The sequence below is a fragment of the Microbacterium trichothecenolyticum genome (assembly GCF_000956465.1).
GTDB classification, from domain to species: Bacteria; Actinomycetota; Actinomycetes; order Actinomycetales; family Microbacteriaceae; genus Microbacterium; species Microbacterium trichothecenolyticum.
The window spans coordinates 83644-108825 of record NZ_JYJA01000032.1 but is presented as its reverse complement, the minus strand read 5'-3'; the positions used below and the strand labels follow the sequence as shown (position 1 = coordinate 108825).

The window sequence follows — 25182 nt, the reverse complement described above, 5'->3', positions numbered from 1 at the left end:
GGCTTATTGCAGGGTGATGCGGTTGAGCGCGCCCGGCGCGTAGGGGCTGTGCGCGGTCAGGTACGCGGCGAACGCGTCGATGTCGAGCCCGCCGTAGTAGACGTTCTGCGCCTGCAGGAACGTCGGGAACCCATCCCCGCCGCCGGCGAGGAAGTTGTTCGTGACCACGCGGTATACCGTCGTGTCGGCCAGCGGCTGCCCGTTGAGCGTGACCGCCCCGAGCGTTGTGCCCGAGTAGGAGTACGCGAAGCCCGCGCTCACCTGCAGGATCTTCTTCGCGCTCGCATTGGCTCCACTCCACTGCTGGTTCAGCAGCTGCTTGATCTGCGCACCGGTGAGGTCGAGCGAGACCAGGTAGTTGTTGAACGGCTGGACCGTGAACGCCTCCTCGAACGTGACCGCCCCCGGCGCCTCGCCCCACGACGACGCGCTGTACGTCAGATCGGCACGGATGCCGCCGGGATTCATCAGGGCGATGACCGGCGGTGCGTACGGACCGACGACGCTGGGATCGGCGAGCTGCGCATCGGCGATGAGGTCGCCCAGCGCCGTTTCGCCGCCCGGGTTGGCCGCGCGGTTGATGTCGGACGAGATCTGGCCGATCACCTTGCTCGCGATCGGGGCCACCAGCGTCTTGTACTTCGCGATGAGCTCGGTCTCTGCCTTGTCTTTCGCCACATCACGGGTCACGAGCACGTTTGCGCTCTTCACCGAGGTACGAATGATGTCGTCGGCCTTCTTGTCGTACGTGAGCGTGGTGTCGGTGTAGAGGCGTCCGAACGACGAGGCGGACGTCACCATGCGGTCCTGTCCGGCGGGATCCTTGATGCTGCACACGTACGGCTGGTGGGTGTGCCCCGAGATGATCATGTCGATCGCCGGGTCGAGACCCTGGGCGATCGGGATGATCGGGCTCGTAGGATCGAGCTGTGCGCCATTGGCGCACGCCGCATCATAGGACGGGTTCACCTGGTACGGGTTGTTGTTCTGGTCGTACCAGGTCTGCTGTCCGGGCACGCCGCCCTGGTGGATGAGCACGACGATCGCGTTGACGCCCTTCGCCTTGAGCTCGGGCACCAGTGCGTTCGCAGTGGCAACCTCGTCCTTGAACTCGAGACCCGCGATGCCCGACGCGGTGACGATGTCGGGGGTGTCCTTGAGGGTCATTCCGATGAAGGCGATCTTGGCGCTCTTCATCTTCTTGATCGTGTACGCCGGGAGGATCGTCTCGTTCGTCCCCGCCTTCACGACGTTGGCGGCCAGGTAGTCGAAGTCGGCGCCGCGGAACTTGCGGTCCGGGCAGGAGTTCTGGTTGTTCGCGCCGTCGCCGTCGTCGATGCAGCCGCCGTTCGCCATGCGCTGCAGCTCGACGTAGCCCTCGTCGAACTCGTGGTTTCCGACCGCGGACACGTCGAGCTTCAGTGCGTTGAGAGCCTCGATGGTCGGCTCGTCGTGAAATGCGCCCGACAGCAGGGGCGATGCGCCGATGAGGTCACCGGCCGCGACCGTGAGCGACCAATGGTTGGACTCCCGCGCCTGCGCGAGATGGGTCGCGAGGTACTCGACCCCGCCGACTCCGGCAGGCGTGAGCGTGTCCGTCGTAACGTCTGTCGGCCGGGTCGCCCCGGGGGCGAGCAAGTGATCGATGACGAGGCGACCGCTGGATCCGGCGGGCGGTTCGAGGTTGCCGTGGAAGTCGTTGAACGACAGCAGCTGGATGTCGAACTGCTGGCCTGGCGGCGTCTTCTTGTCATCAGACACGGCGGTAGCCGCCGATCCCGGACCGACCAGGGCGAGCGCGACCGCGGTGGCGGCGATGACCGCGCCTCCCGCAAGCCGGGCCGTCGATGTCTTGCGCATGTGCACAGAACCCTCCCGTTTTCTGGCGGGCGGCTGTGCCCGCCGAGATGCACGCGTCCTCGTGGGCGCGATCACGAGAAACCTAATACACGGCGCGCGCACACGACAGAGCAAACCCGGATGTCGGACCGGGCGGGTAGACCTGTCTCATGCCAGAGCACAACAGCGTGTGGTCGCACCACCCGGGTCAGGCAGCCACGCACTAGCGGCCGGATGCTGCGGAGCAGGTTGGCAGCTCAGTCGAGAAGGAAGCCGGCCACCCGTCGAGTGACCTCGTCAGGATTGTCATCGACGAGGAAGTGCGCTCCGCCGGGAACGAACTCGACCGTGGTGTGCGGCGCGTCCTCGGGCCTCACCGCCATGGCGTCCTTGGGCAGCAGCGCGTCGTCGGCGCCGAAGAGCACCAGCGTCGGGGTGTTCAGGACCCGCCCGCGATAGCCGCCGCGCATGATCTTCATGAACGCGGGGAGGATCAGTCCACGGTAGAGCTTCGAGGCCGCTCGGGCCCGAGCGGGATCTCGCAGCGCCGCGACGTACGCCTCCACATCCGCCGAGTCCATCGGCCGCCGCTCGAACCCGCGGAGCAGCCAACGGGCGAGCCTCTGCCTTCCGCGCGACAGCAGTCGCGGTCCGAGCACCGGCGTCGCGATCGCCCACTGGAACCACAGGTGCGGCATCGCCTTCCCCATGCCCGCCAGCAGCGCGGGGGTCATGTCGAAATACGGGGCCGGCACGGCGATGGCAACGTATCTGCGAACCCGATCGGGGTGCCCGAGACAGAGGTCGAAGCCGACGAGCGCTCCCCAGTCGTGCCCGACGAGGTCCACGCGTTCGATGCCGAGCTCATCGAGCAGCGCGATCACGTCGTGCAGGACTGTCCGCGCGTCGTAGCCCGACGGCGGGGCTTCCGTCTCCCCCGCCCCGCGCAGGTCCGGCGCGATCAGGCGCGCCCGATCCGCCAGGCCCGCCATCACCGGCGCCCACTCCCGCGAACTCTGAGGGAAACCGTGCAGGAGCAGCACCGGTTCACCGGCGCCGATCTCGGTCACATGCATCCGCAGTCCGTTGGCGGTGACCATCCGCGAACGGAGACCCGTGACATCGGTCATGACCCCGAGGATACTACGTTCATAGTAGATTGTCACCGCTCTCACAGTGGTCTGGTCGCATAGGCTCGACTGGATGACCACCACCCGTGAACGCGCCCTGGACGCCGCCGTCGAACTCGTCGGCACCCAGGGGATCCGCGCGCTCACCCATGCGCGCGTCGATGCGCACGCGGGGTTGCCGCGCGGTTCGACGTCGAACCACTTCCGGACCCGCGCCGCGCTGCTGTCCGGTGTCGCGGAGTGGATCGCGCAGCGCGAGGCCGGCGATCTCACCGCGGTGCTCGCTCAGCCGTTCGACGACCTCGAAGGCTTTATCGACATCTTCAGCGCGGGCATAGAACTTCTCACCGGACCGCACGCGGTGCGCACCCGGGCACGCTACGCACTGTTCCTCGAGGCGGCATCCGACCCCGTGCTCTTCGCACCCCTTCGCGCTCAGCGCGAGGGCATCGCCGCGTGGACCCGCGGACTCCTGGTCGCGCTCGGAGCACCCCATCCGGATGCGGCGCTGCACGCATTCATGGCCTTCGGCGACGGCATCATCCTGCATCGACTCAGTGTCGACCCGACCGCGCCCGTGCGTCCGAGCGTCGCCGTCGCCGTTCGCGGTTGCCTCACGGCATGATCGAGGACGACGTGGTCGAGAGGGTCAGGGAGCGACGTAGCGGAGGAACGCGAACCCCTCGTCGTCGGTCACGACACTCCCGAGGGCGAACCGCCGGTCGGCCTCGGCCGCGCCCTGCACGATCCGGCCCGCCTCACCTCCGACGAACCGGGGCGCCAGCGTGACGCACACCTCATCGACGAGATCGGCCTCCAGCAGCGCTCCGAAGAGGTGCGGGCCACCCTCGCACAGCACCTGCGTCCAGCCGCGGCGCGCGAAGGCGGCCAGCATCGCCGCGAGATCGACGCCGGCTTCCCCGCATGCCACCACGGATGCCACCGACTCGAAGCGCCGGCCGTCCGCGGCGGCCGCGGCATCCGTCGTCACGATCACCGGGCGGCGCACCGCCTCGGCGAAGACCTTGTCGGCCGGATCGAGATGCAGGCCGCCGCTCACCACGGCGAGCGCTGGCTGGTCGGCGAGTCCGCGGGCGCGGCGCCACGCGACCTCGTCCTGATCGACCTGCAGTCCGCCATAGCCTTCGGCACGCACGGTGCCGGCACCGACCAGCACCACGTCGGCCATCGCGCGCAGCACCTGCATGAGCTCGCGGTCCGTGTCGCCACCGAGAGCGCCGCTGCGTCCTTCGAGCGTGACCGCTCCGTCGGCGCTCGAGACGAAGTTCATGCGCACGCGCGTGCCGTCGCGGCCGTGCAGCGCATAGGCGTCGAAGAGCTCGGAGCGCGTCGGCATCAGTCATTCCCCTCGGGTCGGGTGTTGTGCCGCTCGTAGGCGGGCCGGCGCCAGCCGAGGATCGCCTCCACCATGCGCATCGCGTCGACGGTCTCGCGCACGTTGTGGGCACGCACGATGCGTGCGCCGTTCAGCGCGCAGAACACGGCCGCGGCGAGGGAGCCGGGAAGGCGGTCGCCCTTCTCGCGGTCGAGCGCCTCGCCGACGAAGTCCTTGTTCGAAAGCGCCACCAGCAGCGGCGCGCCGAGCCCCGCGAGCTCGCCCAGGCGCCGGGTGAGCTCCAGGGTCTGCTGCGTGTTCTTGTTGAGGTCGTGGCCGGGGTCGAGCACGATCCGCGAATCGGGAATCCCACGCTCCCTCGCCAGGTCACGGCGCGCGACGAGGAACTCGGCGATGTCGCCGATCACGTCGTCGTAGTGCGGGAGCGGATGCTGCGTGCGCGGCGCCGCGAGACTGTGGGCGATGACCACCCCGGCGCCTCCCCGCGCGATCACCTCGGCCATCGCGGGATCGTGCAGGCCCGTCGTGTCGTTGATGATCGCGGCGCCCGCATCGATCGCCGCCCGCGCCACCTCGGGGTGGAACGTGTCCACGCTCACGCGGGCGACCGGCGCCAGCTCGCGCACGACGGGCAGGACGCGCGCGATCTCCTCGTCGATGGGAACCGGCGGGCCGGGCGCGAACTTCACGCCTCCCACGTCCACGATCTCGGCGCCGGCCTCCACGGCGGCGAAGCCGGCCGACACCGCGGCGTCGAGCGCGAACGTCGCCCCGCGGTCGTAGAACGAGTCCGGCGTGCGGTTCACGATCGCCATCACCGCGATGTGCCGCGAGAGGTCGAGCGCACCGCCCGGCAGGTCGAGCACCGGGGCGAGCAGGGCCGAGGCGGTGTCGGGCGCGAGTGTCACGGGATCAGGTCCTCCAGCGGCGCCTCGGGGTCACGCAGCCGGTCGGGGTCGATCCTCGCTCCGGAGCGGATGAGGGACTGCACCTTGTCGTTCACGTCCCACACGTTGACGTTCATGCCCGCGACGATACGACCGTCGTCGGTCCAGAAGGCGATGAACTCGCGCGCGTCGAGATCGCCGCGCACGACGATCTCGGCATCCGTCATCAGGGGCGCATACCCCGACAGCTCCATGCCGAGGTCGTACTGGTCCGTGTAGAAGTACGGGATGTCGTCGAAGGATGCCGGCTGCCCGAGCATCGACCGCGCCACGACCTTGCCGGCATTCAGCGCATTCGCCCAGTGCTCACTGCGCAGGTGCCGCTGCAGCACGGGGTGGAACGCGTTGGCGATGTCTCCCGCGGCGAACACGTCGGCCGCGCTCGTGCGCAGCGCCTCATCGGTCAGGACGCCGTTCAGGATGTCGAGCCCCGCCTCCTCGGCGAGCGCCGTGTTCGCAGACGCACCGACGCCGACGAGGACGAGGTCCGCGGCAAGCGTCTCGCCGTCGACGACGACCCCCTCGGCGCGCCCTTCGCCGACGATGCGGTCCACGCCGACCGACGTGCGGAGGTCGACGCCGTGCTCGAGGTGGAGCCCCCGGAACACCTCCCCCATCTCGGCGCCGAGCGCCATCGCGAGCGGCACCGCGTCACGCTCGAGGATCGCGACCTCGTTGCCGAAGCCGCGGGCCGTCGCGGCGACCTCCATGCCGATCCAGCCCGCGCCGATCACCACGAGCCGCTTGCCGCCTTCGCGAAGCTGCGCCGCGAGCTCGTCGGAGTCGTCCAGACGCCGCAGCGTCATGACTCCGGGCAGGTCGTGGCCGGGCAGCGGGACCATCCGCGGCGTCGCCCCCGTCGCGAGCAGCACCGCGTCGTACGTCAGTCTCTCGCCATCCTCGAGCTCCACTGCGTGCGCGGCGGGCTCGAGCGAGGTGGCCGCGACGCCGGTGATCAGCCGGATTCCGCGCTCGTCGTACCACTCGGCGGGGTGGAGGAGGACGGCATCCAGACCCTCGCTCCCCGCGAGATACCCCTTCGAGAGCGGGGGTCGCTGGTACGGCGGATGCGCCTCGGCGGCGACGACGGTGATGTCTCCGTCGAACCCCTCGTCTCGCAGCGCCTCTGCGGCCGTTCCGCCCGCGAGGCCTCCTCCGATGATCAGCATGTGGCTCATGACGACTCCTCTCGCCTGTGTCGGGACGTCAGACGGGGCGCGTCCCGACGAATCGTGCCTGCATCGCCGGATCGGCGGCGAGCACACCACGGAACGCCGTGGTCGTGGTGAGGGCGGCATCGGTGCGGACTCCGCGCGCCGACATGCACAGGTGCTCCGCCTCGACGACGACGCCGACCCCGCGCGGTTCCAGGGCGTTGTCGAGCGTGCGCGCGATCTGCACCGTCAGCGCCTCCTGCACCTGAAGCCCACGGGAGTGGTGCGCGACGACGCGCGCGAGCTTCGAGAGCCCCACGAGACGGTCGCCGGGCACGTAGCCCACGGTCGCGGTGCCGCGGAACGGCAGCAGGTGGTGCCGGCACAGCGACACGAACGGGATGCCGCGTACGACGACCGGCTCGTCGTACGCGTCCTCGTTCGCGAACGTGGTCATCTCGAACGGCTCGGGCGTAATCATCTCGATGAACGCGTCGGCGACGCGCCGCGGCGTCTCGACCAGGTCGCCCTCGTCCGGATCGAAGCCGAGTGCCGCGAGCAGATCGCCGACGGCGAGCATCGCCGCGTCGCGATCGATCGGAGCCTCGTCGGGCAGGGCGTGCAGCGCCGTCGCGTGCGCCGGGGTCGACATCATCCCCACTCCTTCGTGTTGAGCACGATCGGCTCGTCCGATCCCGACGCTAGAACTCTGGGATTCTTTTGTCAAGATTCCTGCTTTTAGAGGTAGACTCACGCCGTGAGCATCCTCACCCCCAACCGCGCCGAGGCCGTCGCGGCACTCGCAGACCCGCAGCGCCGCGAGCTGTACCGCCTCGCGAGCGAGCGGCCGATCGGCCGCGACGAGGCTGCGGCCGCTCTCGGGATGCCGCGGAGCACGGCGGCGGTGAACCTCGATCGGCTGGCGGATGCCGGCCTCCTGGCGATCTCGTACGAGAGGCGTTCCGGTCGCACGGGCCCCGGCGCGGGGCGCCCGGCGAAGCTCTACCGCGCCGCCGACGCCGAGCTCGCCGCCACCATCCCGGAACGGCACTACGAGCTCGCCGGTGAGCTGCTCGCGGCCGCGGCGGCGGTGGCCGATGAGCGAGGGGTGCCGGTGCGCGACGCGCTCGAGGCCGAGGCGTTCGCCGCAGGTGCCGCGATCGGCGCCGGGTGTGCCGACCTCGAGGCGGCGCTCACCCTCTGCGGCTACGCGCCGTGCGCGAAGGACGCGGCCGCTGCGGACGGCGCGGAGGACGCGGCTGGGCCCACGCGGCCGGAGGCTCCGCGCGACGCGCCAGCGGCGCGTGGAGGGGCCGTGGGGACCACTGCCGATCTGGTCCTCGAGAACTGCCCCTTCCACACCCTCGCGGCCCGGCACACCGCCCTCATCTGCGGAGCGAACCTCGAGCTCGTGCGGGGGCTCGCGACCGCCACCGGCGATGAACGGACGCCTGTCCTGGCACCCGCGGCGGGCCGTTGCTGCGTCGAGATCCGCCAGAGCGCCGGCTGACGGATTCTCGGCCGCGTCGCCGGATATCCAGACGCCGCATGGGTTCCGCCGACATAATGAGGGCATGACCGCACCGCGCATCCTCGTCGTGGACGACGAACCGAACATCCGCGACCTGCTGATCACGAGCCTGCGATTCGCCGGATTCCAGGTACGGGCCGTCTCGAACGGCGCCCAGACGATCTCTGCGGTGCTCGAGGAGGAGCCGGACCTCATCATCCTCGACGTGATGCTGCCCGATATGAACGGGTTCAGCGTCACCAAGCGCCTCCGCGGCGCCGGCTACACCGCGCCGATCCTCTTCCTCACCGCCAAGGACGAGACCGAAGACAAGATCACCGGCCTCAACGCCGGCGGCGACGACTACGTCACCAAGCCCTTCAGCCTCGACGAGATCGTCGCCCGCATCCAGGCGATCCTGCGCCGCACGATGCAGGCCGATGAGGAGTCGGTGATCCGTGCCGGCGAGATCACGATGGACCAGGACACCCACGACGTGCAGGTGGGCGACGCCTCCATCGACCTCAGCCCGACCGAGTTCAAGCTGCTGCGCTACCTCATGCTCAACCCCAACCGCGTGCTGTCGAAGGCCCAGATCCTCGACCACGTCTGGGAATACGACTTCAACGGCGACGCCGGCATCGTCGAAAGCTACATCTCGTACCTGCGCCGCAAGATCGACCCGCACTCGTCCGAGCCGCTCATCCAGACCAAGCGCGGCTTCGGCTACATGCTGAAGGCCGGCAAGACCGCTTAGCCTGGAAGCGCCGCCCGGCGCGGCAGCGAGCGAGGGGGACCATCTGGCGCACAAGCCCGACGCGATCACCCGGTGGTGGCGCGGCACGAGTCTGCGCGCGAAGGTCACCGGGGTCACCGTCGCGCTCCTCGGGATCGGGCTCATCGCCGCCGGCGTCGGCACCGCCCTGTTCCTCCGCAACTCGCTGATCGACGGCGTCGAGACGCAGCTCATCGCCCTCGCACGCACCGAAGCGGGCGCTCCCCTGCTCGAGTTCTCCTCCGTCGACGGACTCCTCGACGTCGAAGAGAAGGAGGGCACCGCCGACGTCGACTACTTCGTCGCCGTCTACGAGCCGAAGACGCCGGAGGACAACCTCCTCGCGCTGGTCGGCGGACGCGGCGGACCCTCTCCTGCGGTGCCGCTCACGTTGACGCCCGAGCAGGCGGTCACCAAGGAGCTGCAGATCACGCAGCTCATGTCGGACGACGGCGAAGCGGAGTTCCTCGCCACCGTCTCGACCCAGCCGTCCGAGGACACCGGCATCCTCTACCCGCAGCTCGTCGCCCTCCCCCTGGCCAGCGTCAACCGGACGATCGCGCAGTACATCGGCATCTACTCGATCCTCGCGCTCGTGGTGCTCATCGCCGGTGCGGTGGCGACGCGCTTCCTCGTCACGCTGACTTTCCGCAGCCTCGGCCAGGTCGAATCGACCGCCGACGCCATCGCGGGCGGCGACTTCAGCCTGCGCATGACCGACATCGAGCCGACGACGACCGAGGTGGGCCGTCTCAAGACCGCGATCAACGCGATGCTCGACCGCGTCGACGCGGCTCTCTCGCAGCGCGACTCGACGGTGCGGCAGATGCGGCGGTTCGTCGGCGACGCGAGCCACGAGCTGCGCACCCCGCTGGTCACCGTCCGCGGGTATGCCGAGCTGTACCGCATGGGGGCCATCCGCGGCGACGAAGACGTCGCCCAGTCGATGGAGCGCATCGAGAAGGAGGCGATCCGCATGGGCGTCCTCGTCGAGGACCTGCTCGCGCTCGCCCGGCTGGACGAGCGCCGCGACGTCGTGATCGGCCCCGTCGACCTGCGCCCCATCGCGCGCGACGCCGCCCTCGACGTGCGCGCCGCCTCGCCGATGCGCCTGGTCACCGTCATCGACACCACGGTCGGCGAGCCCGCGCTGCCGCCCGAGGACGAGGCATCCGTCCCGCCCGAGACCAAGCGCCGCGCCGGGGGGCCCTCCGCGATCTCGCGCGCCGGTGCGACGCTGTCGCTGCTGCGCCGCCGCCCGAAGCCGGTGCCCGCCGCGGGAGCCGCCGCGAGTGCGACGCTGCCGACGATCCTTCCCGACGCCGACCCGGAGCCGCCCGTCGACGGCCTCCTGCCGGTGGTGCTCGGCGACGAGAATCGCATCCGCCAGGTCGTGACGAACCTGCTCGGCAACGCGCGGCGGTACTCGTCGGACGAGTCCCCCGTCGAGCTGCGCGTCGGCGTCGACGTGCGCGATCGCATGGGGTGGATCGAGGTGATCGACCACGGCGAGGGCGTGCCCGACCAGATCAAGGACAAGATCTTCCAGCGCTTCTGGCGGGCCGACACGTCGCGCACGCGCGAGACCGGCGGGTCGGGTCTGGGCCTGTCGATCGTCGCATCGATCGTCGAGGCGCTGCACGGCTCGGTCGGGGTCGTCGACACGCCGGGGGGCGGTGCGACCTTCCGCGTGGCGTTCCCCCTCGCCGACGCGCGCGACGCGGCGGAGCACGTCGATCTCGCGACCCAGCCCATGGCGAGGCTCGCCGACGCCCCCGAGTGAGCGCCTCCTCCCCAGCCGCGGCCGGTGCCTCATCGTGCACAGCTGACGACGGATGCCTCCGCCCCGCGCTGTCGGACGCCTAGCGTGGCTTCACCGCGGTTCGGCATCCGGCCGCCGCACGTTGATCAGGAGCCCCGAATGGCCGTCTTCACCGTCGACAGCGACAGCATCCTCACCTCGACCGCCACGGTGCGGGGCACGATCGACCGACTGCAGGCGGAGTCGAACGCGATGCTCGCCCAGCTCACGCAGCTGCAGTCGTCGTGGACCGGATCGGCCTCGGCCGCGTTCGCGGGCGTCGTCGAGCAGTGGCGGGCGACGCAGCGTCAGGTCGAGGAATCACTGGCGAACATCAACGCCGCGCTCGCGGCGGCCGGCCACCAGTACGCCGACACCGAACTCGCCACCACGAGCCTGTTCCGCTGACCCCCACCGGAACGCAGAACGGCCCCTCCGCGCGGAGGGGCCGTTCTGTGAACGCGTTACGCGGTCGTGGAGTTCTGGATCAGAAGTCCATGCCACCGGTCGGGTCGCCGACGGGAGCGGCGGCCTTCTCGGGCTTGTCGGCGACGACGGCCTCGGTCGTGAGGAAGAGGCCGGCGATCGACGCGGCGTTCTGCAGCGCCGAGCGGGTCACCTTGGCGGGGTCGATGATGCCCTGCGCGAACAGGTCACCGTACTCGCCCGTCGCGGCGTTGAGGCCGTGGCCGAGCGGGAGCTCCGACACCTTGTTCGCCACGACACCGGGCTCGAGACCCGCGTTGAGGGCGATCTGCTTCAGCGGAGCCTCGATCGCGACGCGCACGATGTTGGCACCGGTCGCCTCGTCACCGGTGAGCTCGAGCGAGTCGAGAGCCTTGCGGCCCGACTGGATGAGCGCGACGCCACCACCGGCGACGATGCCCTCCTCGACGGCAGCCTTCGCGTTGCGGACGGCGTCCTCGATACGGTGCTTGCGCTCCTTGAGCTCGACCTCGGTGGCCGCGCCCGCCTTGATGACGGCAACGCCGCCGGCGAGCTTGGCGAGGCGCTCCTGGAGCTTCTCGCGGTCGTAGTCGCTGTCGGTGTTGTCGATCTCGCGGCGGATCTGGGTCACGCGACCCTCGATCTGGCCGGCCTCACCGGCGCCCTCGACGATGGTCGTCTCGTCCTTGGTGACGATGACCTTGCGCGCACGGCCGAGCAGGTCGAGGGTGGCGTTCTCGAGCTTGAGACCGACCTCCTCGGTGATGACCTGGCCGCCGGTGAGGATCGCGATGTCCTGCAGCTGCGCCTTGCGACGGTCGCCGAAGCCGGGGGCCTTGACGGCGACCGACTTGAAGATGCCGCGGATCTTGTTGAGCACGAGCGTCGCGAGAGCCTCGCCCTCGACGTCCTCGGCGATGATGACGAGCTCCTTGCCGTCCTGGATCACCTTGTCGACGACGGGCAGAAGGTCCTTGATGTTCGAGATCTTCTGGTTCGCGATGAGGATGTACGGGTCCTCGAAGACCGCCTCCTGGCGCTCCGGGTCCGTGACGAAGTAGGGGTTGATGTAGCCCTTGTCGAAGCGCATGCCCTCGGTGAGCTCGAGCTCGGTGCCGAAGGTCTGCGACTCCTCGACGGTGACGACGCCCTCCTTGCCCACCTTGTCGATGGCCTCGGCGATGAGCTGGCCGATCTCGGGGTCGGCGGCCGAGATCGACGCCGTGGCGGCGATCTGGTCCTTGGACTCGACCTCCTTGGCCGACTCGAGCAGCTCGGCGGTGATGGCGGCGACGGCCTTCTCGATGCCCTTCTTGAGCGAGATGGGGTCGGCGCCGGCCGCGACGTTGCGCAGGCCCTCGCGCACGAGCGCCTGAGCCAGAACGGTCGCGGTGGTGGTGCCGTCACCGGCGACGTCGTCGGTCTTCTTGGCGACCTCCTTGACGAGCTCCGCACCGATCTTCTCGTACGGGTCGTCCAGCTCGATCTCCTTGGCGATGGAGACACCGTCGTTCGTGATCGTGGGGGCGCCCCACTTCTTCTCGAGCACGACGTTGCGACCGCGCGGGCCGAGCGTCACCTTGACGGCGTCGGCCAGGATGTTGAGGCCGCGCTCGAGGCCGCGACGGGCCTCCTCGTCGAAAGCGATGATCTTTGCCATGTGTGTGTCGTCCCTCCGGAACGTTGGCTTTGGGTATTAGCACTCAATGAAGACGAGTGCTAAATCATTCTGGCACTCGACCCTACCGAGTGCAAGCCGTGGGGACGGATGCTGAAACGCAAGGAGACGGGACGCCTCTCGGCATCCCGTCTCCGGTGTCGGTTCAGCGTCGGGCGCTGAGCCGGGCGTCAGACGACGCGCACGGACTCGGCCTGCGGCCCCTTCTGGCCGGAGCCGACCGTGAACTCCACGGTCTGCCCCTCCTCCAGCACGCGGAAGCCCGACATGTCGATGTTCGAGTAGTGGACGAAGACGTCCTGGCCGTCGGCGACGGTGATGAAGCCGAATCCCTTCTCGGCGTTGAACCATTTGACGGTGCCCTGGGTCATGCGTTTCTCCTGTTGCCGGCGGTGCAGGGCTTCATCGTATGCAGGCCAAATCGCGGCATCCGCGCGTTTCGTCACTTGTTGACATGCAGGCACACAAGTGTTTACCGGCGCGAAACACGCGCTCGACGGGTCAGGGCGTAGGGGCCGGGGTCTGCCCCGCAGCCGTGCGGTCGAGACCGATCACGACAGTGAGCTGCGGCACGCCCTCCGTGGTCGCGGGGTACGCCTCGCTCTGCTCGATCTCGGCGCCTCCGATGATGCCGGCGAGGCCCGCGGCCGCGGCTTCGTCAGCCGGGTCGACGTAGAACACGGTGGTCGTCGGGAAGTCCTGCGACCCCGCCTCGCCCGCGGTCACCTTGTCATCCGCCCAGCCCGCACCGACGACGACGTCCTTCATCTGCGTCGCGAGACCCTGCTCGGGGGTCGCGTTGAGGATCATCACGTCGTAGTTCACGTCGACGACCGGCGTCACCTCGGGAACCGGTTCCACGGTCGGGGTGGGCGTGGGGACCAGCTCGATGCGCCCGGACGCCAGCAGTGTGCCGAAGATGCCCACGACGATGAGCACGACGGTGGCCAGCGCGGCCCACAGCAGGACGACCCATCCCCGCATCCGGGGGTTCTCGGCCCGGTGGGCGCCGACGCGGTCCGTCTCCGGCACATCGTCGAAACGATCCCGGGGGAAGCTGGTGGTCGGCACCCGTCGATGTTACCCGCCGAACCCCGGGCTCCCGGTCCGTGACGGCCCGCGTGGCGCGCGGCGGCGGGTCAGCGCGCGTCGGCGGCGCGGCCGGCGCGCTCGTGCAGACGCGCCTCGCGCAGCCGGCGGAGCCGCTTCACGAGCATGGGGTCGTGCTCCTGCGCGTCGGTCGTGTCGATGAGGCGGCCGAGCAGCTGGTAGTACCGCGCGGGCGACAGGCCCAGGTCGGAGCGGATGGCCTCCTCCTTGGCCCCCGCGTGCCGGCGCCACTCGGCCTCGAAGTCGAGGATGGCGCGGTCGCGGTCGGTCAGAGGCACGCCTCCACGCTAGCCCGCGGCATCCGTTCCTCCCGTGAGCCACGCGCGCCAGTGCACGAACGAGCCGAGCGGGTCGACCGCAGCGAGCGGGTGACCGCCGCGACCGAGCACGAAGCCGCCCCACGACGCGGCGTCGACGGGAGGCCGCCACCGATCGTGCAGCGCGGGCGGGTCGATCGTGATCCAGACCGCGTCGAGGGTGCGCACGGCATCGAGGAGGCGTTCGCGTCCGGCGCGCGGGATGTGCGGCAGGACCCCCGGCGTGCTGATGACGAGCGTCGCGTCGGCGGGTGCGAGCGCGGCGGCCGCGCGCAGCACCTCGGGGTCGGATGCGTCGCCGGCGATCAGGTGCGGCGGTTCTGCGGCGGCGATGTCGAGGGCGGCGGCGATCCGCTCCGTCCTTCCGCTCTCGCCCGGCCACACGAGGCTCATGAGGAACCGACGGTCGCCCACGTCGGCCGCGTCGAGCGGCTCGAGGTCGATCCCGGCGCGCCACACGACCTCCGGCAGCCGCAGCGGCGGTTCGCCGGTGACGTCACACTCGAGCACCACCGGTGAGGCCCCGGCGTCGGGATCGAGCGCGAGGACGCCACCGCTCCCCCGGTAGCGGTACGAGTAGCGGTCGGGGTACAGGCACAGCCCTCCGCTCGCGCCGACTTCGAGCAGTGCGATCGGCCCGTCGACCGTCGCGAGCGCCGGGAGCAGGGCGGCACACCGCTGCGGCTCGTTGGTCTGCAGACGACGGACGGATGCCTCGGCCACCACCTCCTCGCCGTGCTCGACGAGCCACGCGGCCCAGGCCGGGAACGCGCCCTCGGGGGCGCCGAGCATGCGGGTCACCGCGAAGACGAGCGGCGGCTGCCGCCGAGTGGCGGGGATGCGGGCGAGGATGGCGGCGAGCTCCGGATCGGAGGCGACCCCGTCCGCCCACTCGGCGTACAGCGGCGAGCGGCCGGGCGCCTCGTCGCGCGCGAAACGCGCGTACCGCTCGACGACCGCCGCGCGCTCGTGTGCGTCCGCCTCGTCCATGCCCTCATCCTCGCCCACACCGTCCCGTCCCGTCGCGCGCGTCGGTGAGACCGCAGTCGAAGGACGAGACCGTGGGGAAACCCCGAGGTCTCGTCCGCACGGTGGGGTTTCACGGATGCGGGCGACCCGGTGCGGCCCACCGCCCCGGCAGCTGGGGTTGAATGGAGCGTGGCCGCAGTGGGCGGCGAGGAGGAACCATGAGCTACGCCGTCGACAAGAGCGAAGCCGAGTGGCGCGACGAGCTGACCCCCGATCAGTACGCCGTGCTGCGCCAGGCGGGCACCGAACGGCCCTGGACCGGTGAGCTGCTCGACGAGAGCCGCGCCGGACTGTACACGTGCGCGGCGTGCGGCGCCGAGCTGTTCCAGAGCGGGACGAAGTTCGACTCGCACTGCGGCTGGCCGAGCTTCTACGAGTCCATCCGCCCCGAGGCGGTCGAGCTCATCGAGGACGACAGCCACGGCATGGTGCGCACCGAGGTGCGCTGCGCGAACTGCGGCTCGCACCTGGGCCATGTGTTCCCCGACGGCTTCGGCACCCCCACCGGCGACCGCTACTGCATGAACTCGATCTCGCTGCAGTTCACGCCCGGCGAGGGCGCGGCGTGATGTCCGGCGCGCTCGACGCCGCACTCGCGCGGCGGTCGTGGTCGAAGGTGACGGATGAGGCGCCTACGCACGAGGAGCTCCTCGATTTCGTCGCCGCCGCCGGGCGCGTCGCCGACCACAAGTCGCTGCACCCGTGGCGTCTCATCGAGCTGCGCGGTGCCGATCGACAGCGCCTGGGCCGGGCCATCAACAAGGCCGAGGGCGACAAGGGCACGTCGTCCAAGCCGATGCGGGCGCCGCTGCTCATCGCGGTGGTGGCGAGCTACAGCAAGACGCATAAGGTGCCGCGGTGGGAGCAGGAGGCCGTCGCCTCCGGAGTCGCGCACGTGCTGAGCCTGGTGCTCGACGAGGCCGGCTGGGGTGTCTTCTGGCGCACCGGCGACTACACCCGGTCGAAGGCCGTCGCGAAGGCCCACGGCCTCAAGAAGAACGAGGAGCTGCTCGGCTGGCTCTACGTCGGCGGCAAGCCGAAGCGCTCGCGTCCGACCCGCCGCAAGGGCGTCGACGCCACCCGCTTCGTGAGCCGCATGCCGAAGAGCTGACACGGCCCAACGCGTTCTTCTCCGTGCGTGGGGCCGAGGGCCTCAGCAGAAGCCGGCGATCCCCTGCCACGCGGGGTGGTTCCCCGGCACGCCGTCGCGGAGCACCGTCGCCTCGATCAGCCCGTACGGGCGATCGGCGGCGTAGAAGACTTCGTTGGGGTTGTCGAGCCCGAACGGCGTCAAGTCCACCGCGAAGTGATGCAGGTTCGACATCGAGAAGCGGATCTCGTCGATCTCGGTGCGGGCCTCTAGGACCCACCGACCCATCTCGTACAGGGTCTGCTGCAGCGCGAGCGAGTGCGTCCGGGCGAATGCCTCGAGCAGCAGACGGCGCACTTCGGCGTAGGACTCGTCGAACCCGACGTCGAGGCGGTTGTAGCGCCACCTCGCGGTGACGGACGTCGCGAGGATGCGGTCGTCCGTCTCGGCGAGCGTCGCGTACCGGTCGCGCACGAACCCGTGGAACTCCGACCCGGCGGACTTCAGCACCGCGAGATCGCGCAGCCCCGAGATGACGGTCGCCTCGGCTCCCACGAACGTGACCACGGCCGTGCGGGTCTCTGTGCCGCCGCGCACGAACGAGTGGTCGTGCCCCGCACCGTCGACGGGGATGCGGTTCCAGGTGTACTGCTCGGCCTCCCAGCGTCCGCCGGTGACCCAGTCGAACTCCCCTGTGAAGTGGCGTCCCAGCCGGAGCAGGAACTCCTCGGGCGTGCCGACGCCGTCGCGGGCGAAGGCGAACACCGTGTTCTTCTGCGTGTCGGTGGCGACGATCCGCGAATTGTCCCCCTCCATGTGGGCCGCGGCGAAATCGCCACGCAGCTGCGAGGTCACGTCGAAGTCGGTGATCCCGTGTCGCGGGCCGTCCCGGTCGATGCGGACGAGTCGCACCTCGGCTTTGCCGTACTGGTTCGCGCCGAGCACGATCGCGGGCTCGGGCATGTCAGTTCCCCCGGTAGGTCGAGTACGCGAACGGGCTGAGCAGCAGGGGCACGTGGTAGTGCTGGTCGGCGTCGGCGACCGCGAAGTCGATCGACACGACCGGGTAGAACGTGGTGCGCCCCGTCGCGGCGAAGAAGTCGCCGGTCGCGAACGTGAGCCGGTACGTGCCGGCGTCGAGACGCTCCGGGCCCAGATCCGAGATCCGGCCCGCCCCGTCGGTCACGCCGGACGCGATCTCGGCCCCGTCGGCCGTGGTCAGCACGACGCCGACGCCGCGGGCAGGGCCTCCGAGCGCAGCATCCAGCACGTGCGTCGTGATCTGGCTCATGAACCGATGATCCCTTCCAGTCGGAGGACCGCGATCTGCCGCAGCTGCTCCGCCACGACCGGCATCTCCTCCTCCTCAGTGTGGGCCAGCCGCTCGCTCAGCGCACCGAGGATCTCGTCGGCGCTGCGCCCGGCCGCCCGGACGAGGAAGACCCGCGAGAACTTCTCCTCGTAGGCGCGGTTGCCTGCGGCGAGCGCGGCGGCGACGTCGGCGGACGGCATCCCGATCCCCGCCTGCTCGGATCGCGAGAGGGATGCCTCGGCCCCCGCTCCGCTCGCGCGCTCGCCGATGCGGGGGTGGTGGGCGAGGGCACCGTCGATCTCGGCCACCGTCCACGGCGCGGCGCTCGTGCGCGCCGCCGCGAGGAGGTCCGCGGTCGTCGCATACGGCCGCCCGCTGACGACGGCATCGACCCACCGGTCGATGTCGACGCACCGGCGCACCACAGCTCGCGCGGCTTCGGCGTCGAGGCGGTTGAACGCGTCCAGCTCCATCGCTTCGGCGTACCTGTCGGGCGGGTGGGCTCAGGCGGCGAGCTGGGCGCGGAGGCGGTCGACGTGGCCGTTGGGGTCGACCCGGTACTCGGCGGACTGCACCGTGCCGTCGGCATCCAGCACGAACGTCGAGCGGATGAGGCCCACGCGCTCCTCACCGTTGACGACCTTGGTGCCCCACGCGCCCCATGCCTCCGCGACGGCGTGGTCCTCGTCGGAGAGGAGCGGGAACTGCAGCTGCTCGGCCTGGGCCCACTCCGCGAGCCGCTCGACCGAGTCGGGCGAGACGCCGACGACGGCGACCCCCGCCGCCTGCAGCGAGGCGAGGTTGTCGCGGAAGTCGCACGCCTCGGTCGTGCAGCCGGGGGTGAACGCGGCCGGGTAGAAGTACACGACGAGGCGGCGGCCGGCGAAGTCCTCCGGCCGCACCACGGTGCCGGTGGAGTCGGGCAGGGCGAACCCGGGGTTCGCGTCGCCCTCGCTCAGGCGGATGTCGGCCATGTCGTGCATCCCTTCGATGGTTCTTCGCTCGTCGCCGGTCACGAGGTCGGGTGCACGCCGAACGCGAGAGCCAGCTTCTCGATCTTCTGCGCCCGGCCGAGCCGGGGCAAGTCGCTGCCGTCGCGGACCACACGACCGCGGCCCTCGAAGTCGGCCAGGAAGTCCAGTGCCCACAGCACCTCGCTCGGCGTGGGGCAGATGACCTCGTTGATGACGGGGGCCTGCTCGGCAGCGAGGCAGAGCTTGCCGGTCATGCCCATCGAGACCGTGATCGCGGAGTGCTCGCGCAGCGTCGGCATGCTGTTGCCCACCGTCGGACCGTCGATCGGCCCGGGCAGATCGCCCACGCGGCTGGCGACGACCAGGCGCGCACGCGGGTAGGCCATCGCCTCGGCGTCTGCGCTCATGCCGGTGTCGCGGCGGAAGTCTCCGCTGCCGAACGCGAGGCGGAAGGCGCCCCGGGCGCGCGCGATGTGGGCGGCGTCCTCCATGCCCAGCGCCGACTCGACGAGCGCCACCACGGGGACGTTGCCGCCGAGGCGGTCGAACGAACTCGTCACCTGGTCGGCCGACTCGGTCTTCGCGAGCATGATGCCGAGCAGCGTGGGGATGCCCGCGAGCGCCGCGAGGTCTTCGCCCCAGAACGGGCTCAGCGCGTCGTTGACGCGCACCCAGGCACGGCCGCCGCCACGGAGCCAGTCGGTGACGTCCTGCCGCGCCTGCGGCTTGTTGCTCGGGTCGACGGCATCCTCGATGTCGAGCACGACCGCATCGGCGCGCGACGCCGCCATGTCGTCGAACGAGTCCGGGCGGGTCCCGGGGACGAGCAGCCACGAGCGCGCGATCGCCGGGTCCACGGCGCGGTGGCGCGCGGGACGCGGGGTGATCAGCGACCGCAGGTCGTCCTCCGCCTCGAGGACTTCTGCACCGCTGCCATAGGGATCTGCCGACATCTCACTCTTCTTCCGTATCGTCACGTCTCACCCGGCCGGAGGGGGCCGGTGTCGGCGCTCACGCCGCGCCGCGACGCAGCAGGCGACCACGGGGCTCGGCGAAGTCGACCCGCTCGCCCCGCAGGAAGGTCTCGCGTACGACGCCCGACAGGGCGCGGCCGACGTACGGCGAGACGGGATTCTTGTGGTGCAGACGGGCGACGTCGACGACGAACCCGTCATCGGGTGCGAACACCGACAGGTCGGCGTCGAAGCCGAGCGCGATCCCGCCCTTGCGGGCGAGGCCCGTCAGGGCCGCCGGACGCGCCGACATCCATTCCACCACCTTCTCGAGCGGGATGCCGCGTCGGCGGGCCTCGGTCCAGACGACGGGCAGCCCCAGTTGAAGTGAAGAGACACCGCCCCATGCGACGGCGAAGTCGCCGTCGGCGGGCGCCTTGAGGTCGATGGTGGCGGGCGAATGGTCCGTGACGATGCAGTCGATCGTTCCGTCGACGAGTCCCTCCCAGAGCCGCTCGCGGTTGGCCGCCTCACGGATCGGCGGACAGCACTTGAAGGCGGTCGCCCCGTCCAGGACGTCCTCCGCGGTCAACGTCAGATAGTGCGGGCACGTCTCGACGGTGAGGCGCACGCCGTCACGCTTGGCGGCGGCGATGAGCGGGAGCGCGTCGGACGACGAGAGGTGCAGGATGTGCGCGCGGGCCCCGGTGCGGCGCGCGCGGTCGATCACCTCGGCGATGGCGACGTCCTCCGCCGTGTGCGGGCGCGAGGCGAGGAACCGGTCGTAACGGGCCCCCTGCGCGTGGGGGGCGTGCTCGATCGTCGCCGCGTCCTCCGCGTGCACGATGAGCAGCCCGCCGAACCCGGCGAGTTCGGCCATGTCGCGCTCCATCTCCGCGGCATCGAGCGGAGGGAACTCGTCCACGCCCGAGGGCAGCAGGAAGCACTTGAACCCGAACACCCCGGCGTCGTGCAACGGGCCGAGCTCCCGCGTGTTGCCGGGGACCGCCCCGCCCCAGAACCCGACGTCGACGAACACCTGGGACCGTGCGGCCCGGCGCTTGATCTCCAGCGCCTCGACCGAGACGGTCGGCGGGACGCTGTTGAGGGGCATGTCGACGATGGTCGTGACGCCGCCGGCCGCAGCGGCCTTCGTGGCCGAGGCGAACCCCTCCCATTCGGTGCGGCCGGGTTCGTCGACATGCACGTGCGTGTCGACGAGTCCCGGCAGCAGCGCCTCGTCGTTCTGCAGCTCGACTTCCTCGCGTCCGCGCAGTCCCGCGCCATGGGGCTCGATCGCCACGACGACCCCAGCGGTGACGCCGATCTCGCACGGCCGGAACACGCTGTCGGTGAGCACGCGACGGCCGCGCACGACGAGATCGTGCTGCGGCATCCGTTCGCTCATGTGTGGACTCCCCCGTTCGCCCCTCGTCACGTGAGCCGGATCTGGCGGTTGACGTCCTTGTACAGCAGGTATCGGAAGGGCTCGGGTCCGCCCGCGTAGCAGGCCTGGGGGCAGAAGGCCCTGAGCAGCATGTAGTCGCCGGCCTCGCACTCGACCCAGTCGTCGTTGAGCCGGTACACCGCCTTGCCCTGCAGGACGTACAGGCCGTGCTCCATGACGTGGGTCTCGGCGAACGGGATCGACCCGCCGGGCTGGAACGTGACGATGTTGACGTGCATGTCGTGCGAGAGGTCGTCGGGATCGACGAAGCGCGTCGTCGCCCACGCACCGTCGGTGTCAGGCATCGCCCGCGGCTCGACGTCCTGGTCGCGCGCGAAGAACGACGTGGGCGCCGGCACCCCCTCGACCGGCTCGTAGGCCTTGCGGATCCAGTGGAACGTCGCCGGCACGCCGCCCTCGTTGGCCAGTGACCATGCCGCACCCGGCGCGAGGAACGCGTAGCCGCCCGGGTCGAGCGCGTGCCGCTCTCCCTCGAGGGTGAGCGTGAGCGTGCCCGCCGTGACGAAGACGACACCCTCGACCCCGCTCTCGGGCTCGGGTCTGTCGGCTCCCCCGCCGGGTGCGATCTCGACGATCAGCTGCGCGAAGGTCGTCGCCGAACCCGCGACGGGCCGCGCCAGGATCCACGATCGTGTGTCTGTGAACCCGGGCAGGCTGCTCGTGACGATGTCGCGCAGCACGCCTTTCGGGATGAACGTGTACGCGGGCTTCACCACGGCGCGATCGGTGAGGAGCGCGGTCTGCGGCGGCAGGCCGCCCTGCGGCGTGTAGTAGCTCATGGGTGCCCCTCGGTCGTGGTGTGCGGCGGATGCGCGAGCGCGGCGAGGGCGGCGAGATCGAGGCCCGCGGCATCCGTCAGCTCCTGCTCGGTGACGGCCCCGCAGGCGACGCCGCGAGCCACGAACGTCGCGAGCGCGCGGGCGGTGGCGGGTTCATCGAGGATCCCGCCCTCGACCCGGTCGACGTAGGCGCGCAGGCGCGCCGCAGCCGGCGCGAAGCCCTCGCGGTAGAAGAGCGCGTTGGCGACGAACCTCGGCACGAGCTGCGCGGGGTGCAGGTCCCAGCCCTGGAAGAAGCCCCGCTCGAGCGAACGGCGGGTGAGCCGTGCGCTCAGACGCCAGGCGGCGCGCACCGCGTCCGCGTCGCCGACCGGGAGGACGTTCGTCGAGCCGTCGGCCAGCCGGACTCCGGTCTGCGCCGCCGCGACCTGCATCACGTTCTTGGCGTGATCGGCCGCCGGGTGATCCAGCGACTGGTAGGCCGGGGCGATGCCGAGGGCGGCGCTGTAGTCGTACGTGCCGTAGTGCAGCCCGCTCACCCGGCCGTCTGAGGCGTGGATCGCCCGGGCCAGCGGCGAGGTCCCGTCCGCGGCGAGAACGATCTGCGGGGTCTCGACCTGCATCTCGAACCGCAGGCTTCGGGCCGCGAGCCCGTGGTGCTGCTCGAGGCGGTCGCAGAGCCGCGCCATCGCCTCGACCTGCGCGACGGTGGTCACCTTCGGCAGAGTCAGCCGAACGCCCTTCGGGAGGTCGCCGGCTTCGAGCAGCGTCGAAAGGAAGAGATCGAGAGAACGGATGCCGCGTGCCCGCGTGGCCCGTTCGAGGCCCTTGATGCGGATCCCGAAGAAGGGCGGCGCCTCGCCGCCGGCCAACGCATCGAGCAGGTGCCCAGCTGCGCGTCGGACGTCGGCGTCCTCGTTCTCGTCGCCGCGGTCGCCGTACCCGTCTTCGAGGTCGAGGCGCAGGTCCTCGATCGGCTCGGACGCGAGCTTCGCCGTGACGAGCGTCGCGACGTCGGCGGCGAACGCCTCGGGCACGCCCAGGTCGAGGGCGACGGCCTCCATGCCGCCGTGCGCCTCGACGGCATCCCGTGCCGCGGCGCCCCACTCCCGAGGCAGCGCAGGCGCGTACCGATCGGCGGCCACGTAGACGGTGTGCACGGGCTGGCGCGTGTCGTCGTCGCCGGGGTAGTCGTCCGCGAGCAGCCGGTCGGCGGCCGCAAGGAGCCGATCGATGCCGATGAGTTCCTCGGGCCTCAGCGCGGTCGCCGCACGGTCCAGCGGTCGAGCACCGTCGTCGGCGCGCGACGGGAGGGTGCGGTGCGGCTGCGACCCCTTCGGCACGGTCTCAGCATGCCACCCCGCAGTACGACGCGGGGTGAGGCGACGACGTGCGCGGCGTCAGCGGTCGCGGCGCGGCATCCGTCTCCACGGCACCGCTGCCACGACCACCGACAGGATCGCGAGCGTCGACATGAGGAGAGAGGCGCCGACCGCCGGCGCGGCCTCCGTCGGCCAGAGGGCGTCGATGAGGACCGAAGTCACGACCTGTCCCACGACGGTGCCGAGGCCGAGCAGCAGGACGCCGGTGTAAGGCACCAGAGCTGCCGCGAGGAAGATGTAGGCCACGCCGATGACCCCGCCGAAGTACAGCCACGGGTCGGACGGGAACGAGGTCGGGGGTCCCGCGATCGCGGTGTGGATCAGCTCGGCCGCCCCGAGCACCGCCGTGCCGCCGATGAAGTTGACGAAGGTCGCCGTCAGCGGGGTGCCCACGCGCTGGCGCAGCCGGCCGTTGACCGCCGACTGCCACGCGATCCCCGCTCCGACGAGGAACGGCAGCACCAGGAGCACCAACGGCGCGTGCACGCCTCCGGCCAGCGACACCGCCGCGGCGAGCACCGCGAGCGCACCGCCGACGAGGCGCGCCGGCGTCACCGCCACGACACCGGCCGGGCCGACACCGGCGCGGTCCAGCAGCAGCCCGCTCACCGTCTGCCCGGCGACGACCCCCACCGTGAACAGGGCCACGCCGATGATGCCGACCGCGAGCGACTGCGTGGCGACCGAGAGCGCGCCGGCGACGCCGCCGCACAGCATCCAGATCGGGATCCTCCGCCCCCGCAGCCCCGTCACCAAGGCGCCGAATCCGCGCCGTCCCTGCGGCAGTGCGGCCGACAGCACGACCAGGACGATCAGCCCCGACCCGAACGAGATCACGGCGGCGGCGAACCCGTCGCCGATGCGGACGCCGAGCTGGCCGTTGATGCGCGCTTGCACGGCGGTGAGGATGCCGATCAGCGCGGCGCCTCCGAGGCCGACCCATGCAGGCAGGCGGCGTCCGGTCACCCGATCCATCCTCTCCTGCCCGTGGGACGGGAGCCGACACGAGGCGCGGACCCGCGGCGACGAGTCGCCGGAAACTGGAGCCGACTACGGGACTTGAACCCGTAACCCCCGTATTACAAGTACGGTGCGCTACCAATTGCGCCAAGTCGGCAGAGCGCCCAGTCTAGCGGCGCCCGCGCGAGGACCCGATCAGGGTGCCGTCGGCGTCGGCGTCGGCGTCGGTGTCGCCTTGTAGTAGGCGTCGCTCGCCACCGTCAGCACGAACTGCGCGAACTCCTTCGGGTCGCCGAGCTTGCCCACGTACTGCGTGCCGTTGACGAGGACCATCGGCGTGCCGGTGAGAGCGACGCCGTCGGTGCCGGGGAGCTCCTTGAGCGCCTGCTCGGTCGCCGTCTTCGCCCATGAGGCGTACGACTGGTCCTCGATGCACGCCCGTACGACCTTCGGGCCGTCGAGCCCGGTGGCCTGCGCGAGGTCGGCGAGCTCGGCGTCGCTGAGGCCGTCGGAGTCGACCTCCGGCTGCTGGCGGAGCAGGGCGTCGTTGAACGCGAAGAAGTAGTCGGGCGAGTGCTGCGCGACGCAGGCCGCGGCGCCGGCGGCGCGCAGCGAGTACTTCGTGCCGTTCGACTTCGCGGTGAGCATGGCCACCGGGTAGTAGGTCAGGGTGGCGGCGCCGTCATCGACCCACTGCGAGAGCTGCTTCATGTTCGCGAGCTGGAACTCGCGCGAACCCGTCGAGAGGTAGTCGACATACACGCGGATGTCGACCGCCGGCGCGTCGGTCGGGGTCGCCGTGGGAGTCGGCTCGGTCTCGGGAGTCGTGCTCGCCTCGCCCTCGACCAGGCCGCCGGCGCTGGAGTCGTCGGCGACGCCCGCTCCGGTGACATCGGTCACGACGAACCCGCCGTCGACGCCTTTGGCGGGGCTCATGGTCGGCTTCGATGCGCTCGACGAGACGGTCCACGTCACCACGACGGCGATGACGGCCACGAACGCGACGGCGACGGCGATGAGCGACGTCCGTCGGATCAGACGTGCTCGCGACTGGCGCGCCTTCACCTGCTGCGCCTTCTCGCGCACGGCGTCGCGGCGCTCGCTGGACGCGGCGTTCTGTGACTCGTCGCTCGACATGAAACCTCTCGGGGCGGAAGGGGGCGGCGATCC

The 25182-nt window shown here is 70.8% G+C and carries 28 protein-coding genes and 1 tRNA gene; 7 read left to right on the top strand and 22 right to left on the bottom strand.

Going from position 1 to position 25182, the window contains the following annotated elements; translation table 11 throughout:
* Positions 1–3: 3 nt before the first annotated feature.
* Positions 4–1860, bottom strand: a complete 1857-nt coding sequence (locus tag RS82_RS08220) for a bifunctional metallophosphatase/5'-nucleotidase (RefSeq protein ID WP_045298173.1) — start codon at positions 1858–1860, stop codon at positions 4–6.
* A gap of 236 nt (positions 1861–2096) precedes the next feature.
* Complete coding sequence (locus RS82_RS08215) at positions 2097–2969, bottom strand: alpha/beta fold hydrolase (RefSeq protein WP_052676744.1); 873 nt, start codon at positions 2967–2969, stop codon at positions 2097–2099.
* Positions 2970–3042: 73 nt separating this feature from the next.
* Here RS82_RS08215 and RS82_RS08210 point away from each other — a divergent pair, with 73 nt between their 5' ends.
* Positions 3043–3594 carry a TetR/AcrR family transcriptional regulator gene (locus RS82_RS08210; RefSeq protein WP_045298339.1) on the top strand — a complete coding sequence of 184 codons (552 nt, stop codon included), beginning with the start codon at positions 3043–3045 and terminating at the stop codon, positions 3592–3594.
* A 24-nt stretch (positions 3595–3618) separates the two neighbouring features.
* Here the strand turns inward: RS82_RS08210 and RS82_RS08205 are convergent, their stop codons facing one another.
* The 4 genes from RS82_RS08205 to folE are packed head-to-tail and all read right to left on the bottom strand — an operon-like array spanning position 3619 to position 7082.
* Positions 3619–4326, bottom strand: coding sequence for a pyrimidine reductase family protein (locus tag RS82_RS08205; RefSeq protein WP_045298168.1), 708 nt, complete (start codon positions 4324–4326; stop codon positions 3619–3621).
* The gene (gene folP / locus RS82_RS08200) at positions 4326–5234 is read right to left on the bottom strand and encodes a dihydropteroate synthase (protein WP_425411882.1); all 909 of its coding nucleotides are present in this window, start codon (positions 5232–5234) and stop codon (positions 4326–4328) included. The genes RS82_RS08205 and folP overlap by 1 nt, the downstream gene beginning before the upstream one ends.
* On the bottom strand, positions 5231–6451 hold the full coding sequence (locus RS82_RS08195; protein ID WP_045298166.1) for an NAD(P)/FAD-dependent oxidoreductase: 1221 nt from the start codon (positions 6449–6451) through the stop codon (positions 5231–5233). The genes folP and RS82_RS08195 overlap by 4 nt, the downstream gene beginning before the upstream one ends.
* A gap of 28 nt (positions 6452–6479) precedes the next feature.
* Positions 6480–7082, bottom strand: coding sequence for a GTP cyclohydrolase I (gene folE / locus RS82_RS08190; protein ID WP_245619549.1), 603 nt, complete (start codon positions 7080–7082; stop codon positions 6480–6482).
* A gap of 102 nt (positions 7083–7184) precedes the next feature.
* On the opposite strand from folE, the gene RS82_RS08185 reads away from it, so the two are divergent.
* The 4 genes from RS82_RS08185 (at position 7185) to RS82_RS08170 (ending at position 10921) form a co-directional block, all read left to right on the top strand.
* Entirely contained in the window at positions 7185–7937 is a 753-nt protein-coding gene (locus tag RS82_RS08185; RefSeq protein WP_045298164.1) for a helix-turn-helix domain-containing protein, read from the top strand.
* Positions 7938–8001: 64 nt separating this feature from the next.
* Positions 8002–8694 (top strand): response regulator transcription factor, encoded by a 693-nt coding sequence (locus RS82_RS08180; protein ID WP_045298162.1) that lies wholly within the window; start codon positions 8002–8004, stop codon positions 8692–8694.
* 166 nt (positions 8695–8860) lie between these two features.
* Positions 8861–10495: a sensor histidine kinase gene (locus RS82_RS08175; protein WP_245619556.1), complete on the top strand. Its 1635-nt coding sequence runs from the start codon at positions 8861–8863 to the stop codon at positions 10493–10495.
* Positions 10496–10633: 138 nt separating this feature from the next.
* Positions 10634–10921: a WXG100 family type VII secretion target gene (locus tag RS82_RS08170; protein ID WP_045298158.1), complete on the top strand. Its 288-nt coding sequence runs from the start codon at positions 10634–10636 to the stop codon at positions 10919–10921.
* Between the two features lie 79 nt (positions 10922–11000).
* On the opposite strand, the gene groL is transcribed toward RS82_RS08170, so the two are convergent.
* The 5 genes from groL to RS82_RS08145 all read right to left on the bottom strand — a co-directional run bounded on the left by groL (position 11001) and on the right by RS82_RS08145 (position 15055).
* The gene (gene groL, locus RS82_RS08165) at positions 11001–12620 is read right to left on the bottom strand and encodes a chaperonin GroEL (RefSeq protein WP_045298156.1); all 1620 of its coding nucleotides are present in this window, start codon (positions 12618–12620) and stop codon (positions 11001–11003) included.
* A gap of 188 nt (positions 12621–12808) precedes the next feature.
* Positions 12809–13009, bottom strand: coding sequence for a cold-shock protein (locus RS82_RS08160; protein WP_045298154.1), 201 nt, complete (start codon positions 13007–13009; stop codon positions 12809–12811).
* 130 nt (positions 13010–13139) lie between these two features.
* The gene (locus RS82_RS08155) at positions 13140–13709 is read right to left on the bottom strand and encodes a LytR C-terminal domain-containing protein (RefSeq protein ID WP_045298152.1); all 570 of its coding nucleotides are present in this window, start codon (positions 13707–13709) and stop codon (positions 13140–13142) included.
* Positions 13710–13777: 68 nt separating this feature from the next.
* Positions 13778–14026 (bottom strand): DUF3263 domain-containing protein, encoded by a 249-nt coding sequence (locus RS82_RS08150; protein WP_045298149.1) that lies wholly within the window; start codon positions 14024–14026, stop codon positions 13778–13780.
* Positions 14027–14035: 9 nt separating this feature from the next.
* Positions 14036–15055, bottom strand: coding sequence for a DUF2332 domain-containing protein (locus tag RS82_RS08145; RefSeq protein ID WP_045298147.1), 1020 nt, complete (start codon positions 15053–15055; stop codon positions 14036–14038).
* A gap of 197 nt (positions 15056–15252) precedes the next feature.
* Here RS82_RS08145 and msrB point away from each other — a divergent pair, with 197 nt between their 5' ends.
* On the top strand, positions 15253–15663 hold the full coding sequence (gene msrB, locus RS82_RS08140) for a peptide-methionine (R)-S-oxide reductase MsrB (protein ID WP_045298145.1): 411 nt from the start codon (positions 15253–15255) through the stop codon (positions 15661–15663).
* Positions 15663–16205: a nitroreductase family protein gene (locus RS82_RS08135; RefSeq protein ID WP_045298333.1), complete on the top strand. Its 543-nt coding sequence runs from the start codon at positions 15663–15665 to the stop codon at positions 16203–16205. Before msrB ends, RS82_RS08135 begins: the two co-directional genes overlap by 1 nt.
* Before the next feature lie 42 nt (positions 16206–16247).
* On the opposite strand, the gene pucL is transcribed toward RS82_RS08135, so the two are convergent.
* The 11 genes from pucL to RS82_RS08080 all read right to left on the bottom strand — a co-directional run bounded on the left by pucL (position 16248) and on the right by RS82_RS08080 (position 25149).
* Positions 16248–17147: a factor-independent urate hydroxylase gene (pucL, locus tag RS82_RS08130; protein WP_045298142.1), complete on the bottom strand. Its 900-nt coding sequence runs from the start codon at positions 17145–17147 to the stop codon at positions 16248–16250.
* A gap of 1 nt (position 17148) precedes the next feature.
* Entirely contained in the window at positions 17149–17475 is a 327-nt protein-coding gene (gene uraH / locus RS82_RS08125) for a hydroxyisourate hydrolase (protein WP_045298140.1), read from the bottom strand.
* Positions 17472–17969: a 2-oxo-4-hydroxy-4-carboxy-5-ureidoimidazoline decarboxylase gene (gene uraD, locus RS82_RS08120; RefSeq protein WP_045298138.1), complete on the bottom strand. Its 498-nt coding sequence runs from the start codon at positions 17967–17969 to the stop codon at positions 17472–17474. Before uraD ends, uraH begins: the two co-directional genes overlap by 4 nt.
* Before the next feature lie 30 nt (positions 17970–17999).
* The gene (gene bcp, locus RS82_RS08115) at positions 18000–18470 is read right to left on the bottom strand and encodes a thioredoxin-dependent thiol peroxidase (protein ID WP_045298331.1); all 471 of its coding nucleotides are present in this window, start codon (positions 18468–18470) and stop codon (positions 18000–18002) included.
* Between the two features lie 38 nt (positions 18471–18508).
* Complete coding sequence (locus tag RS82_RS08110) at positions 18509–19423, bottom strand: HpcH/HpaI aldolase/citrate lyase family protein (protein ID WP_245619548.1); 915 nt, start codon at positions 19421–19423, stop codon at positions 18509–18511.
* Between the two features lie 58 nt (positions 19424–19481).
* The gene (gene allB / locus RS82_RS08105; RefSeq protein WP_045298136.1) at positions 19482–20831 is read right to left on the bottom strand and encodes an allantoinase AllB; all 1350 of its coding nucleotides are present in this window, start codon (positions 20829–20831) and stop codon (positions 19482–19484) included.
* A gap of 26 nt (positions 20832–20857) precedes the next feature.
* A complete protein-coding gene (locus RS82_RS08100) occupies positions 20858–21670 on the bottom strand; it encodes a bifunctional allantoicase/(S)-ureidoglycine aminohydrolase (RefSeq protein ID WP_045298134.1) in 813 nt (270 codons plus the stop codon).
* Complete coding sequence (locus RS82_RS08095; protein WP_045298326.1) at positions 21667–22950, bottom strand: DUF6986 family protein; 1284 nt, start codon at positions 22948–22950, stop codon at positions 21667–21669. Before RS82_RS08095 ends, RS82_RS08100 begins: the two co-directional genes overlap by 4 nt.
* Before the next feature lie 120 nt (positions 22951–23070).
* Positions 23071–24027, bottom strand: a complete 957-nt coding sequence (locus tag RS82_RS08090; RefSeq protein WP_045298132.1) for a DMT family transporter — start codon at positions 24025–24027, stop codon at positions 23071–23073.
* 66 nt (positions 24028–24093) lie between these two features.
* Positions 24094–24169: transfer RNA gene (locus RS82_RS08085), tRNA-Thr, on the bottom strand.
* Positions 24170–24207: 38 nt separating this feature from the next.
* Positions 24208–25149, bottom strand: coding sequence for a DsbA family protein (locus tag RS82_RS08080; RefSeq protein WP_045298130.1), 942 nt, complete (start codon positions 25147–25149; stop codon positions 24208–24210).
* Between the last annotated feature and the right edge of the window lie 33 nt (positions 25150–25182).